The organism is Hymenobacter antarcticus, from assembly GCF_039539545.1.
GTDB lineage: Bacteria > Bacteroidota > Bacteroidia > Cytophagales > Hymenobacteraceae > Hymenobacter > Hymenobacter antarcticus.
Genome location: NZ_BAABDI010000019.1, coordinates 58656 through 73987 on the forward strand (window position 1 = coordinate 58656; position 15332 = coordinate 73987).

At 62.1% G+C, this 15332-nt stretch carries 11 protein-coding genes; 8 read left to right on the forward strand and 3 right to left on the reverse strand.

Going from position 1 to position 15332, the window contains the following annotated elements:
- Positions 1-24 precede the first annotated feature (24 nt).
- Positions 25-1995: a T9SS type B sorting domain-containing protein gene (locus ABD819_RS13865; RefSeq protein ID WP_345125291.1), complete on the forward strand. Its 1971-nt coding sequence runs from the start codon at positions 25-27 to the stop codon at positions 1993-1995.
- A gap of 214 nt (positions 1996-2209) precedes the next feature.
- On the opposite strand, the gene ABD819_RS13870 is transcribed toward ABD819_RS13865, so the two are convergent.
- Entirely contained in the window at positions 2210-2455 is a 246-nt protein-coding gene (locus ABD819_RS13870) for a DegT/DnrJ/EryC1/StrS family aminotransferase (RefSeq protein ID WP_345125292.1), read from the reverse strand.
- 129 nt (positions 2456-2584) lie between these two features.
- On the opposite strand from ABD819_RS13870, the gene ABD819_RS13875 reads away from it, so the two are divergent.
- On the forward strand, positions 2585-4531 hold the full coding sequence (locus ABD819_RS13875; RefSeq protein WP_345125293.1) for a T9SS type B sorting domain-containing protein: 1947 nt from the start codon (positions 2585-2587) through the stop codon (positions 4529-4531).
- Between the two features lie 3 nt (positions 4532-4534).
- Here ABD819_RS13875 and pseB read toward each other — a convergent pair whose 3' ends face one another.
- A complete protein-coding gene (gene pseB, locus ABD819_RS13880; protein ID WP_345125295.1) occupies positions 4535-5554 on the reverse strand; it encodes a UDP-N-acetylglucosamine 4,6-dehydratase (inverting) in 1020 nt (339 codons plus the stop codon).
- Between the two features lie 181 nt (positions 5555-5735).
- Between pseB and ABD819_RS13885 the strand changes: the two genes are divergently transcribed.
- Both ABD819_RS13885 and ABD819_RS13890 read left to right on the forward strand, forming a co-directional pair.
- The gene (locus tag ABD819_RS13885; protein ID WP_345125297.1) at positions 5736-7208 is read left to right on the forward strand and encodes an MBOAT family O-acyltransferase; all 1473 of its coding nucleotides are present in this window, start codon (positions 5736-5738) and stop codon (positions 7206-7208) included.
- A gap of 2 nt (positions 7209-7210) precedes the next feature.
- Entirely contained in the window at positions 7211-8128 is a 918-nt protein-coding gene (locus tag ABD819_RS13890; RefSeq protein ID WP_345125298.1) for a hypothetical protein, read from the forward strand.
- 88 nt (positions 8129-8216) lie between these two features.
- On the opposite strand, the gene ABD819_RS13895 is transcribed toward ABD819_RS13890, so the two are convergent.
- Complete coding sequence (locus tag ABD819_RS13895) at positions 8217-9533, reverse strand: glycosyltransferase family 4 protein (protein ID WP_345125299.1); 1317 nt, start codon at positions 9531-9533, stop codon at positions 8217-8219.
- Positions 9534-9709: 176 nt separating this feature from the next.
- Here ABD819_RS13895 and ffh point away from each other — a divergent pair, with 176 nt between their 5' ends.
- The 4 genes from ffh to ABD819_RS13915 all read left to right on the forward strand — a co-directional run bounded on the left by ffh (position 9710) and on the right by ABD819_RS13915 (position 15287).
- Positions 9710-11074, forward strand: a complete 1365-nt coding sequence (ffh, locus tag ABD819_RS13900; protein WP_345125300.1) for a signal recognition particle protein — start codon at positions 9710-9712, stop codon at positions 11072-11074.
- Between the two features lie 331 nt (positions 11075-11405).
- A complete protein-coding gene (locus ABD819_RS13905; protein ID WP_345125301.1) occupies positions 11406-13313 on the forward strand; it encodes a CHRD domain-containing protein in 1908 nt (635 codons plus the stop codon).
- A gap of 399 nt (positions 13314-13712) precedes the next feature.
- Positions 13713-14438, forward strand: coding sequence for a cytochrome b/b6 domain-containing protein (locus ABD819_RS13910; RefSeq protein WP_345125303.1), 726 nt, complete (start codon positions 13713-13715; stop codon positions 14436-14438).
- 15 nt (positions 14439-14453) lie between these two features.
- Positions 14454-15287, forward strand: a complete 834-nt coding sequence (locus ABD819_RS13915) for a molybdopterin-dependent oxidoreductase (protein WP_345125304.1) — start codon at positions 14454-14456, stop codon at positions 15285-15287.
- Positions 15288-15332 lie beyond the last annotated feature (45 nt).

Below are 15332 nucleotides of genomic sequence, written 5' to 3' on the forward strand. Positions count from 1 at the left end.
CGCGGGTGCATTTTACTTTCCAGTATGAAGGCCCTCCTCTTTCTGTTATTACCGGCTGTTTTGGCCTTGCTGCCCCACCCTGCCATGGCCCAGGGCGAATACAGTACTTGGTATTTTGGGCAGCAGGCCGGCTTAAATTTCGCGCCCGGCGCCGCCCCGCAGCCCCTGCTCAACGGCGCCCTGAACACGCCCAGCGCCTGCGCTACGCTGAGCGACGGGGCCGGCAACCTGCTGCTTTACTCCAACGGCGACCAGGTGTGGAATCGCCTGCACCAGCTCATGCCCGGCGGCAACGCGCTTGGTGGTGATACCTACATGGCGCAGGGCTGTGTAATACTGCGCAGCCCCAACACCGCGAGCGCGACGGCCTACGTCTTCACGCAGCGCTCGGCGGGCGCAATCACTCCCTTTTCAACCGGCCTGCCGGTGGTGGCCGAAGTGCAGCTGGCTGCCGGCGGCACCGGCCAGGTAACCCAAACGGGGCTGCCGGTGGTGGCCGACAGCATTTTGCAGCGCCTGGGCGAGCGCAGCTTTGCCCCGTACCAGGCGGTGGTGCGCCATGCCAACGGCCGCGAGGCGTGGCTGCTGACGCGGCTGTTCGAACAGGGTGTCATTTTGGCGTCGCTGATAGACGGCACCGGCCGCTGGCCCTGCGCGCGCACGGTTGTGAGCCGCGTGCTGCCCACCCGGAATTCATCATCGGCCACCTGGTGCGGCGCTATCGTGGCTTCGCCCGATGGGCGCACGCTGCTCTACAACGACGTGGCCAGCAGCTACCTGCTGGCGTTCGACCCCGGCACGGGCCGCGTCGGCGCGCCGGTGGCCCTGGCTTACCCGGCACCCTCCATCCCGGCCAACATCAACCCCTACACGCTGGGCGGCGCGTTTTCGCCCAACGGGCAATACCTGTACCTTGACCGCCTGTACCAGCCATCCGCCGGCAACAACGTGGGCAGCTCGGCCGTGCAGGTGCTGCAATACGACCTGGCGGCCGGCTCGCCCGCAGCCGTGGCCCAGTCCGGCGTCGAGGTGTACAACGTATCGAACCGCAACCAGGCCAAAAACCTGCCCCATTATCCTCAGCGCGGGTCCGATGGCCTCATTTATTTTGCCGTGCCCGAAGCCACGTCCCTCGACGCCATTCTCGCGCCCAACGCCCGGGGGCGGGCCTGTCGGTACACGCCCGGCTACCTGTCGCTGCGCGGCCGCCCCGCCGCCCGCGCTCTGCCGACCCAGCCCAACGACGTGAACGTCGGCCCCCTACTAGTACTCAAAGCGGCCTTTGGCTGCGCCGGCCAGCAGCTCACGATGCGCGCCGGCGCGGGCACGGGCGGCGGGGCGGCGTCCGATTCGCTGCGGTGGTGGCTGGGCGACGGCCGGCCTGTTATTGGAACCCGGGCCAACGTGGACAGCCTGAACATGAGCTACGCGGCTCCCGGCACGTACACGCTGCGGGTAGACCGCCGCCGGCAGGGCGCGGTGGTGGCCACGGCCACGGCCGTGGTGCGTATCAGCCCGGCACCGCGCGTGCGGCTGGCGCTGGCCCCTGACACGGTTGTTTGCGCGCCGGTGAGCGTGCGGCTATCGGTGGGCCCCCAGCCGGCGGGCAGCGTTTTTAGCTGGCAGGACGGCAGCACCGCTCCGACCTTGGTGGCCATCAGGCCCGGCGGGTATTGGGTCGACGTGCGCAACCCGGCGGGGTGCGTGGCGCGGGCCACCGTGCAGGTGCGCGAGCAGCCCTGCGCCGCGCCCACCATCCCCAACATCATTACCCCCAATGGCGACGCGCAAAACCAAGCCTTCGTCCTCAGAGGCCTGAACGCGCCCGACTGGACCCTGCGCCTCTACAACCGCTGGGGCCGCGAAATCTATTCGCGGGAGAAATACAACAACGCCTGGGCCGCCCAGGGCCAACCCGACGGCGTGTACTACTACCTGCTCCGCAACGCCGCCACCGGGCAGAAACTCAAGGGCTGGGTGGAGGTAGTGCGCTGAACGAAAATTAGCATTTGGCCGGGCTGGAAGGCCCGGATGGCCCGATTCAGGTCCATTTGGCTGGTTGCCAGCCCCCGGAGTGGCCAAGCCAACCCGTAGACCTGGATAAAAGCGGAACAGCGTAGGATTCTGCGGCCGCTGAGGAGCCAGACCAGACCGCGGAGCAGGCAAAAAGGGCAGCAGAGCAGTCTGCTAAAACCGCCGAGCTGCCCGGCTAGAGCGCAGAGTAGGATAAAATCACAGCAGACTGCGCTGCCCAGGCCGCAGCGCAGGCATCTGAGGCCGCCGAGCAGCGGGCCCCCACGTAGGCGGCAAACTGCTTCTCGAACTCGGCCACGGTGGGGCCTTGGGTCAGGTAGTCGGCGTGCAGGCTGGCCGTGACGGCCGCCACGTCAGCCTCGGTGATGTTTTGGCCGCCGTAGGGCAGCGGGCGGGTGGGGTGGAACATGGTATCAGGCATGGGTGGGCAAAGATAAACAGCCAGCCACAGCCGGTAGCGGAGCTGAAATTCCGGGCGACGCATTAAATCAGCCCCATTGCCGTTACTTGCGGAAAACTAATGCCTCTACCGCTACTTTCCTGCAACTCCATGCCAACTACCCTACTCCGCTATTGCCTTATATTTTTATTATTCCTCTTTAATAACAATGACATAAGGGCGCAAGGGGAGTACAAGAATTGGAGCTTTGGCCGGTTGGCGAGAATTTCCTTTACTACCCAACCGCCGCAATCAGTCCCAGGCGAGCGGTTTTATCTTCCTTTTTCAGCCGCTAGCGTTTCTGATGCAGCCGGCCGCTTACAATTCGTTACCGATGGCTATGCAGCCTGGGATACCACCGGTACCGCCCTGCCGGGCTTTCCTCGCGACGCTTGCCCGCTATCTACAGGTCCGTCAATGAGTGCGTCCGTGCTGGCGATTCCTCAACCAGGCCAGCCGGGCCGCTACTACATAATCAGACCAAACTCTTTTGTGCGGCCAAACTTTTGCTCGGCAACTTATGAGTACGTGGTTGTGGATATGCGCCTGCGGAACGGCTTGGGCGCGGTGGTGGAGGTGCAGCCGCTACCGGGCCTGCCAACGTTGAGGTTACCGAATTTTAATGCATTTGCCGCCGCACGGCACGCCAACGGGCGCGATACTTGGGTGGTAACGCAGGGTGAGTTTGGGCAATACTACGCCTGGCTTTTGACGTCAACGGGTTGGAGTAACGGGCCGGTGCTCAGCGGTACATTATTTGGAAGGAACGGAGTCCCCGCCCTGCGAAAGTTGCTAAAAATTTCGCCCGATGGCCGAAAACTGGTGACAGTTAATGTCTTTAGTAGCTATACAGCCCTATTAGTTGCTGATTTTTCGTCTGCTACTGGCGTGGTCAATAGGCCCCAGCTACTACCCGATTCGCTGCGTTCTCAGAATGGCAGAGGCAGATTTGTCTTAGGAACTGGATTTAGTGGAACGGTGTACGCGGGGTTGGAATTTTCTCCCGATGGCTCCCGCTTGTACACCGATACACTGGGAGCCCGGGAAATATGGCAATACAACTTACTAGCGGGCAACGCTACGGCGATTGCCGCATCCCGACAGGCCATTCCGGCACCGGGCCAGGGGGACGGGGTCAACGCGCTACAGTTGGGCCCCGATGGTAACGTGTACGTATCGGCATTGGGCAGCACGGCACTTGGCCGACTAACCAACACTAACGCCAGTGCCCCGGCGGTGATATACAATGCCAATGCCGTGCAACTGAATGGTTATCAAAGTCTTCTGGCTTTGCCTTCGACGCCTAACGACCTGAACTTGCCCCCGGTCGTTATTTCTGGTCCGGGCAACCTGACGGTAGTATGGGGTTGCGCGGGGGTGCCCTTGCAGTTCCAATCTTCGCTGAGTCCTTTTGTGAACGCAACCGCTTATTCGTGGGATTTTGGCGACCCCGCATCCGGTGCGTCGAACCTCGCAGGAGGCCAGGCCCCTACTCACATATTCAGTAGCAGTGGCGCGTACCAAGTTACCCTTCGGGTTACCAATGCCACCGGTCAGCAATTCATAAGCAGCCAAACAGTAGTGGTGAAAGCACGGCCACTGCCCAGCCTTGGCAGCGACTCATTACTATGTAGCGGGAGCATCCGGCAACTCGACCCGGGCCTCATAGCCGCCGGCAACCAGTTCCGCTGGCAGGATGGCAGTACCAACCCAACCTTTACCGCTACCAAGGCCGGGCTGTATTGGGTAGATGTGACCAACAACAATGGGTGCCAGACCAGGGCATCGCTCCGTTTGATTGCAGTCGACTGCGCCAACCTGCCCAATATCATCACCCCCAACGGCGATGAATTAAACGAAACCTTTGTGCTGCGCGGGCTGAATGCCCCCGACTGGACGGTGCGCATTTATAGCCACTGGGGCCAGGAATTATATGCCAGGCAGCAGTACGACAACTCCTGGGCGGCCCTTGGCCTGCCCGATGGCATCTATTACTACCTACTCACCAAAACTGCTTCCGGCCGGAAAATTAAAGGCTGGGTGGAAGTGAGGCGCTAGTAGCTAGACCTCAAAATCAGCATCGACGTGCAGGCGGATTTCCTCCCGAATCTGCTCGGCATCCAGCCATTCTTCGTTGTTGGCCGAGTCGTAGTAGAAGCCCAGGGGCACCCGCTGGCCCTTGAATTTCTCGATGAATTTATCTACGCTCCAGGTCGGCATCGAGGGCAGGATGACGTAGTAGCGGTCCAGCTCGACGGTGCTCAGGGCGTCGGTTTCGGTTATCATGGCCTCGTGCAACTTCTCGCCGGGGCGGATGCCCACGATTTTCTGCTCGCACTTTGGGCCGATGGCGCGAGCCACTTCCGTGATTTTATAGCTCGGAATTTTTGGTACGAAAATCTCGCCGCCCCAGGCGTGCTCCAGCGCATAAAGCACCAAATCAACGCCTTCTTCGAGCGAGATGTTGAAGCGCGTCATGTCGGGGTGGGTGATGGGCAGCACACCGGTGTGGCGCTGCTGCAAAAAGAACGGCACCACCGAGCCCCGCGAGCCGATTACGTTGCCGTAGCGCACCACCGAGAAGCGCAAATCGCGGCTGCCTTTCATGTTGTTGGCGGCCACAAAGAGTTTATCGGAGCACAATTTGGTCGCGCCGTAGAGGTTGATGGGGGCGGCCGCCTTGTCGGTGCTGAGCGCCACTACTTCCTTCACGCCGCAGTCGAGGGCGGCGTTGATGACGTTCTCGGCCCCGAAAATATTGGTCTTGATGCACTCCATCGGGTTGTACTCGGCGGCGGGCACCTGCTTGAGGGCGGCGGCGTGAATCACAATATCGATGCCCTCGCAGGCGCGGTGCAGGCGCTCGGCATCGCGCACATCGCCAATGAAATAGCGAATGGCCGGGTACCTGGCCGGGCTGAACTCCTGGCTCATCTCATACTGCTTCAGCTCGTCGCGCGAGAACACCACGAGGCGCTTCACCTCCGGAAATTTTTCGAAAACGGTGCGGACGAATTGTTTGCCGAAGGAGCCGGTGCCACCCGTAACGAGGATGGATTTGTGGTTGAGGTCGAGAGCCATGAAAAGAAGTAAGCCAAAACAGGACTGCAAAAGTAGGGTATTCGGCCGCCAGAACCTGTACCCCGAAATTTCATTTCGGCCGGAGCACTGGTCGTTCGGGCGGGCCGAAATGAAATTTCGGGGTACAAGTTCTGCCCGCCACCCCCGACCTTTGGCCGCCGGAGCTTCTTCCGCGTCGCGAATGCTATTCAACTCTCTCCATTTCCTGGTCTTTTTCCCGGTAGTCGTCGGGCTGTACTACGGGCTGCCGCCGCGCTGGCGCGGAGCCCTGCTGCTGCTGGCCAGCTACTATTTCTACATGAGCTGGCGGGCCGTGTACGCCCTGCTGCTGCTGGCCACCACGGTGCTCGACTACTACAGCGGCTACCGCATGAGCCAGCTGCCCACCAGGCGGGCGCGGCGGCCCTGGCTCTACCTCAGTCTGGTCAGTAACCTGGGTACGCTGTTCGTTTTCAAGTACTTCAACTTCTTTCGCGATGCGGCCGTGCAGCTGGGCAGCGCCCTGCAACTGCCCGTGGGGGCGGGGCCGGTGCTGGGCTTGCTGCTGCCGGTGGGCGTGTCGTTCTACACGTTTCAGTCGGTGGGCTACATTATTGATGTGTACCAGGGCCGGCTGGCAGCGGAGCGAAATTTTGGTCGCTTTGCGCTGTTCGTGGCCTTTTTTCCGCAGCTGGTGGCGGGGCCCATCGAGCGGGGCGGGCATATGCTGCCGCAGTTCCGGCGGGAGCATTCCTTCGACTATGTGCGCATCGTGAGCGGGCTGCGCCTCATGGCCTGGGGCCTGTTCAAGAAAGTGGTGGTGGCCGACCGCCTGGCGCTGCTCGTGAACCCGGTGTTCAACAACCCGCGCCAGCACCCCGAGGGGCCGCTGCTGGTGCTGGCCACGCTGGCCTTCACCTTTCAGATTTACGGCGACTTTTCGGGCTACACCGATATGGCCCGGGGTGCGGCCCGGGTGCTGGGCTTCGATTTTAACCTGAATTTCCGGCAGCCCTACCAGTCGGCCTCGGTGCCGGAGTTCTGGCGGCGCTGGCACATTTCGCTGTCGAGCTGGTTTCGCGATTACGTGTATATCCCGCTGGGCGGCAGCCGCGTAGCCCCGGCCCGCGCCTACGGCAACCTGCTGGCCGTGTTCCTCATCAGCGGCCTCTGGCACGGGGCCAACTGGACGTTTCTGGTCTGGGGTGGCCTGCACGGCTTGTATCTGGTACTCAGCACCTGGGCCCGGCCCCTGCGCGAGCGGCTGGCGCAGCTCACGGGGCTGGCGGCGCACCCAGGGTTGCGGCGGGGCCTGGGCGTGCTGGTCACGTTCGGGCTTGTGGCCTACGCCTGGATATTCTTCCGGGCCAATAATATGGGGGATGCCCTGTTCATTAGCCGGCACCTGTTCAGTGGCTGGCACAACCTGCACGGCCGGCAGCTGACCACGCTGCTGCTCGATTTCTCGCAGCACTACCGCCCCGAGCTGGCCGTGGCCGCCCTCGGCGTGGGCCTGATGCTGCTGGTGGAGTACGCCGCCAGCCGGCGCAGCCCGCAGGCGTGGCTGGCCGCGCAGCCGTTCGCCACGCGCTGGGTGGGCTACGCGGGCCTGGCGCTGCTGATTTTGTATCTGGGGATTTTCAACAGCACCTCGTTCATCTACTTTCAGTTTTGAAAATGCCCGTGCGAGCTGCCGTATCAAAGTTGCTGTTGCGCCTGCTGCTGCTGGGGACAGCGGGCCTGCTGGGAACCACGCTGTTGGCCCCGGTGGTGCTGAAAGGTGGAGTAGATGCATTCTACGGCCGTTTTACTACCCCACCGGCCGGCTCGCTTGTGCTGGGCACGTCGCGGGCGGCGCAGGGCATTCGGCCGGCGGTGCTGGCGGCCCGGCTGGCGGGGCAGTTCGAAGGGCCGCTGCTGAACTACGCCTTCACGCTCACGCACTCGCCCTACGGCCCGGCGTACCTGCGCAGCATCCAGCGCAAGCTGCGGCCGGAAGTGCGCAATGGCTTGTTCATCGTGGCTGTCGACCCGTGGTCGTTGTCGCTCACCGGGCCGGAAGGCGCGTTTCCGGAGGATAATTCCTTCATCGGCCAACTCCACCAGGTCAGCCAGAACCCGAATCTGGCCTACCTCACCCGCTACCAGACCAAGCCGCTCTATCGTCTGCCCCTCGACTACGCCACCGCCACTGAGCGCCTGCATCCCGACGGCTGGCTCGAAGTAAATATCGGGACCGATAGCACCCAGGTAGTAGCCCGCACCGCGCGAAAATTGCAGGATTACCGCCGCCTGGCCGCCAGCCAGCGCCTCTCGGCGGGCCGCTTAGTAGCATTGCGCCAAACCATTAAGTTTTTAAAGCAGCACGGTCGCGTGGTACTCGTGCGGCTGCCCGTTGGCCCGTCGCTGTTGCGGCTGGAGCAGCAATGCCAGCCCGGTTTCGACCAACTGATGCGCCAAATGGCCGCTGATTACGCGCTGACCTATCTCGATTACAGCGCCCGGCCCTATGCCACTACAGATGGCAACCACTTGCAGCGTGCAGCCAGTACCGCTTTCAGCCAGCAGCTGGCGGCCGACCTTATCCCTCAGTAATATTTAGCACGGAGTCAGGGGAGGAAAAAGGAGTTTCGCGGAGCAGTTAATTCTCCATGAAACTCCCTTTTTCTCCCCTGACTCCGTGCTAAAATCCAGTTCGTACCAGCGCCCCCAGCTCCCCCGCCAGCGCCCGGCGCGAGTAGCGCGAGTGGCTCACGGCCGGCAAATCCAGGTTGGGGTTGATGCGCCACTGGGCCACGAGGGTTTCCAGGGTTTCCAGCATCAGGGCATAATCCTGGTAGGGCAGGGCCTGGCCCGCGCCGCATTCCTGGAGCAGGTTGTCGGCATCGGAGCCGGCGGGACCCACGCACAGAATGGGCTTGTTGGCGGCCAGGTACTCAAATACTTTCCCGGGCAGGATACCAAAGTTGCGCGGCACGTCCGGAATAGCCATCAGCAGCACGGAGGCTTCCAGGAGGTATTCGACGGATTTATCATGGGGCACGAAGGGGATGAATTCCGTGATGGGCAGCAGCCCGGCCCGCTCAATCTGGCTGCGCAGCTCGGCCGAAACCTGGCCCACGAAGCGCAGCCGGAGCGGCACGTCGGGGTGGGCGGCGGCGCAGCTGGCCACGGCCTTTAATAGCTGCCCGATGCGGTAGAGCTCGGTGATGGTGCCGGTGTGGGTGATGCGCAGGCAGTCGGTAGGAGCGGCCGGGGGCTGGCGGAAATCCGACTCGTCGTAGCCGTTGGGCAATACGTGGAACTTAGCGGCGGGCAGCGCCGGCAGCTTGGCCAGAAACAGCCGCTTGGTTTCGGGCGAAGTCACCAGCACGGCGTCGGCCTGGGTCAGTACCTGGCGCTCGTAGCGCGCGTCGAGCCAGGCCGCGAGCGGGGTGTGATGCAGGTCTTTGTAGTAATAAATGTCCGTCCAGGGGTCGCGCAGGTCGGCCAGCCAGCGCAGGCCGTGGCGCTTTTTCAGCTCCAGGCCGATGAGCTGGGTGGAATGCGGCGGCGAGGAAGTGAGCACGGCATCGAACTGCTCGCCGGCGGCCAGCAGCTTTTCCACGGCGGCCAGGGCGTGGCGGTTCCAGCCGCGGCGCGGGTCCGGGATAAACAGGTTGCCGCGCACGAAGCGCAGGGCCTTCTGCAGCAGGCCGGGCTTGCCCTCGTTGGCGAAGCCGCCGTAGGGCACGGCGCGGCCGGTCAGCTTTTTATAGCTTTCAAAAGGCTCCGTTGTATCGGTGCGGATGACGCGTACTGCCGGCGGCACCTCGGCCAGCAGGCTCGCATCCAGCACCGGGTAGGTGGCCTGGGCCGGGTCCACGGTTATCACGGTGGGCTCCACGTTGAAGTGCCCGAGGTGCTTCACGAACTTCAGGCAGCGCTGCACGCCGGCCCCACCCGAAGGCGGCCAATAATAGGTGATGACGAGCAGGCGCAGCGGGCGGGAAACGGACACGAAAGCGGGAAACAGAAAGCGGGCCGCGAAGGTACACCGTTTGCCGGTTTTCGGCCTTTTATGGTTACTTTTGGGGTTCAGTTTCAGTTTGATTCCGGGGAGCGCACGCCGCACCAAATCAGCCAATTCCGCCTAAGCAAGGCAAACGAAGTTCAGCGCAGCTAATTCAGCGATACATGTTTGATAACCTCTCCACCAAGCTCGACCGGGCCATTAAAACCCTCAAGGGCCAGGGTAGCATTTCCGAAATTAACGTTGCGGCCACCATCAAGGAAATCCGCCGGGCGCTGGTCGATGCCGATGTTAACTACAAGGTTGCCAAGGATGTAACCGATAAGATTAAGGAGGCCGCCATGGGCCGCGACGTGCTCACGGCCGTGTCGCCGGGCCAGCTCATGGTCAAAATCGTGTACGATGAGCTGACGGCGCTCATGGGCGGCGAGAAGCAGGACATCACCATCAAGGGCGACCCGGCCGTGATTCTGCTATCGGGCCTGCAGGGCTCGGGCAAAACCACGTTTGCCGGCAAGCTCGCCAGCTTTGTCAAGAAGCAGAACCGCACCGTGCTGCTGGTGGCCTGCGACGTGTACCGCCCCGCGGCCATCGACCAGCTGAAGGTGCTCGGCGAGCAAATCGGCGTGGAAGTGTACTCGGAAGTCGAGAACAAAAACCCGGTTGAAATCTCGCGCAACGCCATCGAGTACGCGAAGAAGAACAACAAGAAAGTCGTCATCATCGACACCGCCGGCCGCCTGGCCGTGGACGAGCAGATGATGCGCGAGATTGAGGACGTGAAGGCGGCCATCAATCCGAGCGAAACGCTGTTCGTGGTGGATTCCATGACCGGCCAGGATGCCGTGAACACCGCCAAAACCTTCAATGACCGCCTGAATTTCGACGGCGTGGTGCTCACCAAGCTCGACGGCGACTCGCGCGGTGGCGCGGCCCTCAGCATCCGGGCCGTGGTCGAAAAACCCATCAAGTTCATCTCGACGGGCGAGAAGATGGATGCGCTCGACCTGTTCTACCCCGACCGCATGGCCCAGCGCATCCTGGGCATGGGCGACGTGATTTCGCTGGTAGAGCGGGCCCAAATGCAGTTTGATGATGAGGAAGCCAAGCGCATCAACGCCAAAATCCGTAAGAACCAGTTCAACTTCGACGACTTCCTCTCTCAGCTGGAGCAAATCAAGAAGATGGGCAACATCAAGGATTTGATGGGCATGATTCCAGGCATGAGCAAGGCCATGAAAGACGTGGACATAGACGATGATGCCTTCAAGCCTGTCGAGGCCATCATCAAGAGCATGACCAGGCAGGAGCGGGCCAACCCCGACCTCATCAACGGCTCGCGCAAGAAGCGCCTGGCCAAAGGCTCGGGCACCGACATTCAGCAGGTAAACGCCCTGATGAAGCAGTTTGACGACATGCGCAAAATGATGCGCACCATGAATAAAATGAGCCAGACCAAGGGCGGTATGGCCCAAATGGCCAAGATGATGGGCGGCATGAAGGGCGGCCCCGGCGGCATGATGCGCTAAGCCCGCGTATTCGGAGGCTGTTTCCAATTTTGACTACCAAAAAAGCCCTGGCGATTCGTCAGGGCTTTTTTTTAGTGTTTTCGCTCGCTGATTAAGCTCATTTGAAAGTTGGCCCGGGGCAGACTTGCGCGGTGGTACAGTATTGGCCGTTAGTAGATTATTGCCGCGACTTATCGAAACATTACGGCAAATTCCGGGCTTACCCGGTAGCATATAAAAATCAGCCACATCAGGCAACCTAGCGGCTTTCGGCTCCGAGTTGTGGGAGCAGGCCGGGCTGCCGGCTACTTCTGCTGTCTTTCATCAACCTAACCACTTCACCTCAGCTCCCATGTTTAAAAAACTACTTCGTCCGCTGGCCGCTGTTGCCTTGCTGGCTGCCCCCTTAGCGGCTTCGGCCGACCACCTGCGCCCTCATCTGTTGCTCACGGCCCGGCTCAGCGGGGCTCAGGAAGTGCCCGCCGTGGCCACTGCCGGGCAGGGCGTGGCGGCCATCACCGTCAATGCCACGCGCGACACCATCTTTATTCAGGCGGCTGTCAGCAACCTGAGTGGGCCCGTTACGGGCGTGCATTTTCATGACGCTCCGGTGGGCATGAACGCCCCGGTTAGTGTGAACCTGATAAGCATGCTGCGCGGTAACCGGGTTTCGGGCTTTCTGGCTGGTGCTCAGGTCACGCCCCTGCGTATTGCGCGGCTCGTGCGCGGGCTGGTGTATCTGAACGTGCACACGGCGGCCAACCCCGGCGGCGAAATCCGCGGCCAGGTCACGGTTGAATCGGATGATGCGCTGGCGGGCGTGCTGAGCGGGGCCCAGGAAGTGCCGGCGGTGGCTACTACCGCTTCCGGCCTGGGTGTATTCACCCTGAGCCAGGACCAGGAGCGCCTGAAATTTCGGGTGGTGGTGGCTGGGCTGAGTGGTGCCATCACCGGCGCGCACTTCCACATTGCCGGCCCTGGTGCCAACGCCCCCGTGGCCCTGAACCTCACGCCATTCCTGTCGGGCAACGTACTGGAAGGCGAAATTTCGTCGCAGGGCGCTACCCCTTTGCTCACGCCTGCCCTCCGGACCGCGCTGGTGCAGGGCGGGGTGTACATCAACTTCCACACGGCCGCTAACCCCGGTGGTGAAATCCGGGCGCAGGTGCTGCCCGAGCGGCGCGTGCTGCCCCTCGACGCCCGCTTCGACGGCGCGCAAATGGTGCCGGCCGTCACCACCACCGCCTCGGCCGTATCCGTGGGCCGGCTCGTCGGTACCCTCGACACGGTGCGCGTGCAGGTGGCCTACACCGGCCTGAGCGGCCGGCCCGTGGACCTGCGGTTTTACGCCGCCAACGCTGGCGTTGCCAACACGCCCGCCAACCTCGTGGGCGTTGTGCCCGTGATACCCGGTGTCGGGGGAAACACCGTGGGCAACGTCATTACCTTCGAGATTACGGCCCCGACCCTGACGCCCGCCCTGGCAAACCTGCTGCTGAACACCGGCATCAACACCGTGCTGACCACGGCCGCCAACCCGAACGGTGAAATCCGCGGGCAGGTTATCCGGCTGGCGCGCGAAGGCTACAGCATTGTCCTGAACGGGGCCCAGGAAAGACCCACTCCGGTGGCCACCGCCGGCTACGGCGTCGGCTTTGTGAGCGTCGACCGGGACCAGACCAACGCCCGTTTCGCCGCCGTGTGGGGCGGCCTGAGCGGCCCGGCCACCGCGGGCCATTTTCACACTGGCTCGGCCTCGCAGTCGGGCGGGGTGGTATTCAACCTGATTTCTTTTTTCGATAACGCCACCACTCCCACATCCCTCGCCGGCTATTGGAAAAGCGACAACGCCGTGCCCTTCGACGCGAGCCGCTCGCTGCTGTTCCGCAACGAGAACATCTACCTGAACCTGCACACGGCTACTAACCCGGGGGGTGAAATCCGCGGGCAAGTGTACCGGGGGGCGCGCAACCTGCAGGTAGTGCTGGCTACCCAGCCCGCCGCCGTGCTGCCCGAAACGTTTAGCACCGCCCCCAATCCCTTCAGCTCCGCGCTCACGCTCTCATTCGACGCCCGCTTTGGTGCCACCGGGCAGCTTCGCATCACCGATATGCTGGGCCGCACCGTGGCCGCGCAGGCGGTTGCCGTTCGCGCAGGGGCCAATTCGGTGCCACTGGCATTGCCCGGTGTTGCTCCTGGAGTTTACCTGCTCACGCTGCGAATTGGCGAAAGCCAGGTAGTAACGCGCATCGTCAAATAGCAAGCTAACGGGTTGAGTATTGCGCTCGATAATGGTTTTATTACCCAGGTAACCCCCTTAAGAATAATTGCTTTGAGAAAAACGCAGCTGCTCCGGAATCTTTTGGTGCAATTATTGTTAGTCTCATCGTGAAAGAATAGTTTTTTAAGGTGTTTTGGTATGGAAAGTGGCAACCCTTTGGGTTGCCACTTTTTTGTGCCCTTTGGCGACTGCGCAGTGTAAGGAAATAAAAGGGCCAGCGTCAGGCAGGGCTCGGAGCGGGCTCGGAGCGGGCTCGGAGCGGGCTCGGAGCGGGCTCGGAGCGGGCTCGGAGCGGGCTTTGAGCGGGCTTTGAGCGGGCTTTGAGCGGGCTTTGAGCGGGCTGTACCTTGCATCTGTCTACCTCACGTTTTGGGATTTATGAAGCAGCTCGTCGAAAAGCACCCGCTGGCCATCCGCTGGTTTCACTGGGTCAACTTTCCCGTTCTCAGCCTGATGATTTGGAGCGGTATGTGGATTTACTGGGCTAATGACGTGTATCGTCTCGGCTGGGGCGATACTACGCTGTTCAGGTTTTTCCCGCAGTCGTTTTACCAGGCTTTTCACATCGACCACAAGCTGGCGCAGGGCATGGCCTGGCACTTCGTGCTGATGTGGGTATTCTTCCTCAATGGGCTGCTGTACGTGCTCTACACGATATTCTCAGGGGAGTGGCGCTACCTGCTGCCCACCCGACACTCGTTCCGGGAAGCCGTGCTGGTGACGCTCCACGATTTGGGCCTGTACAAGAAGCCTCTGCCGGTGCGTAAATTCAACGGTGCCCAGCAGATTGCCTACACCAGCGTGGTGATTATGGGATTGGGTTCGGTGCTCACCGGGCTGGCCATTTATAAGCCCACGCAGTTTGGCTGGCTCACCACGCTGCTGGGGGGCTATGAGCTTGCCCGCATTCTGCATTTCGCGCTCACCATTGGTTACGTGCTGTTTTTTATCGTGCACATTGCCCAGGTAGTGCGGGCCGGCTGGAACAACTTTCGGGCCATGGTGGCCGGTTTCGAGATGGTGGAAGTGGACCCCGCCACGCACCAGGTCACGGCCGGTCCTACGTCGCTACCCGCCGCCGATTCGTCCCTTTCGTCTAAATAACCGTTCGTTTTCAGCATGACTGACAACTCATCCGGGCCGCTCCCGGCCGATGGTTCTGGGGCCCCGCTGCAACCCGAAGCCGAGGTACTGGCCGAGGCCAGCCGGCGTTCGCGGCGCTCGTTCATTGGCCTGGGGCTGGCGGGGCTGGCCGGTCTCGGGGGCTGGAGCTGGCTGTTGTCGCGGCCCGATGATTCCGGCATTCCGCACCCGCTGCGCAAGGCGCTCGATGCCAATGGCCGTCTCAGCAGCGCCTATTTCAAACAAACGCGCCTGGCCCCCGAGTTTGCCCGCAGCCGGGCCCGCACGCCCCGCGAAAACGGCCAGTACGGGCTGAAAAGTGAGCTCGACCCCGCAACGTGGCGGCTGCGCGTGCAAGGCTACGGCACCAACAAAACCCAGGAATTCACGCTGGCCGATGTCCAGGCCCTGCCCAAAGTGGAGATGACTACCGAGCTCAAGTGCATCGAGGGCTGGAGCACGGTGGTAAATTGGGGCGGGGCGCGGCTCTCCGACTTCCTGGCCCGCTACCCGCTGGCCACCCGCAGCGGCCGCCCCGCCGACCCGCTAAACCCGCCCACCGACCTGGCACCCTACGTGGGCCTGGTCACACCCGATGAAAAGTATTACGTGGGCCTCGACATGGCCAGTGCCCTGCACCCGCAAACACTGCTGTGCTACGAAATGAATGGGAAGCCCCTCACTGCCGGCCACGGCGCACCGCTCCTGCTGGTAACTCCGCTCAAATACGGCATCAAGCATATCAAGCGCATCGGCACCATTGCCTTTGCCGACTCCCGGCCGAAGGACTTATGGGCGGAACTGGGCTACGATTGGGATGCGGGGCATTAGGTGCAGTGCCCGACTTGCCCAATAGAATTAAAAGGGAGGGGTTAA

Excerpts from the sequence above, each read along its gene's own strand:
- ABD819_RS13865 (WP_345125291.1), top strand. The coding sequence starts at position 25 with ATGAAGGCCCTCCTCTTTCTGTTATTACCGGCTGTTTTGGCCTTGCTG.
- ABD819_RS13870 (WP_345125292.1), bottom strand. The coding sequence starts at position 2,455 with ATGCCTGATACCATGTTCCACCCCACCCGCCCGCTGCCCTACGGCGGC.
- ABD819_RS13875 (WP_345125293.1), top strand. The coding sequence starts at position 2,585 with ATGCCAACTACCCTACTCCGCTATTGCCTTATATTTTTATTATTCCTC.
- pseB (WP_345125295.1), bottom strand. The coding sequence starts at position 5,554 with ATGGCTCTCGACCTCAACCACAAATCCATCCTCGTTACGGGTGGCACC.
- ABD819_RS13885 (WP_345125297.1), top strand. The coding sequence starts at position 5,736 with ATGCTATTCAACTCTCTCCATTTCCTGGTCTTTTTCCCGGTAGTCGTC.
- ABD819_RS13890 (WP_345125298.1), top strand. The coding sequence starts at position 7,211 with ATGCCCGTGCGAGCTGCCGTATCAAAGTTGCTGTTGCGCCTGCTGCTG.
- ffh (WP_345125300.1), top strand. The coding sequence starts at position 9,710 with ATGTTTGATAACCTCTCCACCAAGCTCGACCGGGCCATTAAAACCCTC.
- ABD819_RS13905 (WP_345125301.1), top strand. The coding sequence starts at position 11,406 with ATGTTTAAAAAACTACTTCGTCCGCTGGCCGCTGTTGCCTTGCTGGCT.
- ABD819_RS13910 (WP_345125303.1), top strand. The coding sequence starts at position 13,713 with ATGAAGCAGCTCGTCGAAAAGCACCCGCTGGCCATCCGCTGGTTTCAC.
- ABD819_RS13915 (WP_345125304.1), top strand. The coding sequence starts at position 14,454 with ATGACTGACAACTCATCCGGGCCGCTCCCGGCCGATGGTTCTGGGGCC.